The 1,914-nt window shown below is 52.0% G+C and carries 1 protein-coding gene and 2 pseudogenes; 1 reads left to right on the forward strand and 2 read right to left on the reverse strand.

Annotated features, from left to right (window positions below; genetic code table 11):
* Nucleotides 1-149: 149 nt before the first annotated feature.
* Nucleotides 150-344, forward strand: a pseudogene (locus tag QZ506_RS04595) (DNA replication terminus site-binding protein); the annotation flags it as partial.
* Between the two features lie 10 nt (nt 345-354).
* On the opposite strand, the gene fumC reads toward QZ506_RS04595, so the two are convergent.
* Nucleotides 355-1,752, reverse strand: coding sequence for a class II fumarate hydratase (gene fumC, locus QZ506_RS04600; protein ID WP_291969379.1), 1,398 nt, complete (start codon nt 1,750-1,752; stop codon nt 355-357).
* 76 nt (nt 1,753-1,828) lie between these two features.
* Nucleotides 1,829-1,914, reverse strand: a pseudogene (locus QZ506_RS04605) (lipoprotein); the annotation flags it as partial.

Genomic DNA, 1,914 nt, shown 5'->3' on the forward strand with positions numbered 1-1,914 from the left:
AATGTGCTGCGGGCGTACGCCGATGGCCACTTTACTCGATGGAAAACGGATCTGGGCAGAAAAGAATCTGAACCAGATGTAATCTGACAGACACCTGTATAAATAATCGGTAACTGTCAGATCAGGTCTGAGCTAGTACAACTAATACATATCAGGACGCGCAAAAACAGGTGCAACACCCCTTCCCGTCACCTTTATTAGTGCTGTGCCGCGACCCTTCACGCATTCCAGTCATTGGTGAGTTGGGAAACTACCTTGCCGACAGCGCGCAACCCAAATACAGGCCGAAAGCGCTGCGGCTGCTGATTCCGCGCCTTCACCTCTATCTGGATGAAAGCGCGTAAAGCTCTGTCCTTATCCGATATGCAGGCTACCCACCATATCTTGCGGGCGCACCCATTCATCAAACTGTGGCTCGGTTAAATAACCGAGTTTCAGCGCGGCGGCTTTAAGCGTTAATCCCTCTTTATGCGCCTTCTTGGCAATCTCTGCGGCTTTATCGTAACCGATGTGAGTATTTAATGCGGTAACCAACATCAGAGAGTCATTAAGCAACTGTTCAATACGATCGCGGTTAGGCTCAATGCCTATGACGCAATGCTCATCAAAGCTCTTCATGCCATCCGCAAGCAAACGAACCGATTGCAGGAAATTATGGATAACCATGGTGCGATAAACATTAAGCTCGAAATTCCCCGATGCTCCTCCCATATTCACCGCCACATCGTTGCCCATCACCTGGCAACATAGCATGGTCAGTGCTTCACACTGGGTCGGATTCACTTTCCCCGGCATGATGGAACTGCCCGGCTCGTTTTCCGGGATGCTCAACTCGCCAATGCCACAGCGCGGACCGGATGCCAGCCAGCGCACATCGTTGGCAATTTTCATCAGCGACGCAGCCAGCCCTTTCAATGTACCGTGACCATGCACCAGTGCATCACAGGTTGCCAAGGCTTCAAATTTATTGGGTGCGGTAACAAACGGTTGCCCGGTCAATTCTGCCAGCGCACTGGCAACGCGAACCGCATATTCAGGGTGGGTATTGAGGCCCGTCCCCACCGCTGTTCCACCGAGTGCCAGCTCGCTCAAATGAGGGATGCTGTTCTCAATGTGCTTACGATTATGTTGCAACATGGCGACCCAACCGGAAATCTCCTGCCCCAAGGTCAGCGGCGTTGCATCCTGCAAATGGGTGCGCCCGATTTTAACGATATCGCTGAACGCTTCGGCCTTGGCCTGTAACGTAATCAACAACGCGTCAAGCTCCGGCAACAGGTGAGTGTTGAGGGCAATGACAGCGGCCACATGCATTGCCGTGGGGAAGACATCGTTCGAACTCTGGCTTTTGTTAACATCATCATTGGGATGCACCAAACGCGCATTACCGCGTTCCCCTCCCAGTAGTTCACTGGCGCGGTTGGCCAGCACTTCATTCATGTTCATGTTGCTTTGTGTGCCAGAGCCGGTCTGCCAGATCGCCAAAGGAAATTCGCCGGAATGTTTCTTAGCCAGCACCTCATCGGCGGCTTCAATGATCGCTGCGCTCTTGTCGTCCGGCAGCAGGCCAAGCGTGTTATTGACCTGTGCGGCCGCACGTTTGGTCAACGCCAAGGCAAAAATCAGCGCTTGCGGCATTTTTTCCTCAGAGATACGAAAATGCTCCAAAGAACGCTGCGTTTGTGCCCCCCACAGCTTATTGGCAGGAACATCAATCGGGCCCATGGAATCTTTTTCGATACGTGTCGTCATTGGTTTTTTCTCCTAACATTCGGCTTTGTTGAATAAATCAGAACTTGTAACGACTGCACCCCATACGGGTCGATTGTTACGTGATGCGAATACTGTTCGGCATTCCTAATAGCGTGATCCGGTTAAGCGCTTTGACCATGGCCATGGCTTCACCCACCTGAG

The organism is Candidatus Symbiopectobacterium sp. (genome assembly GCF_020054415.1).
GTDB lineage: Bacteria > Pseudomonadota > Gammaproteobacteria > Enterobacterales > Enterobacteriaceae > Symbiopectobacterium.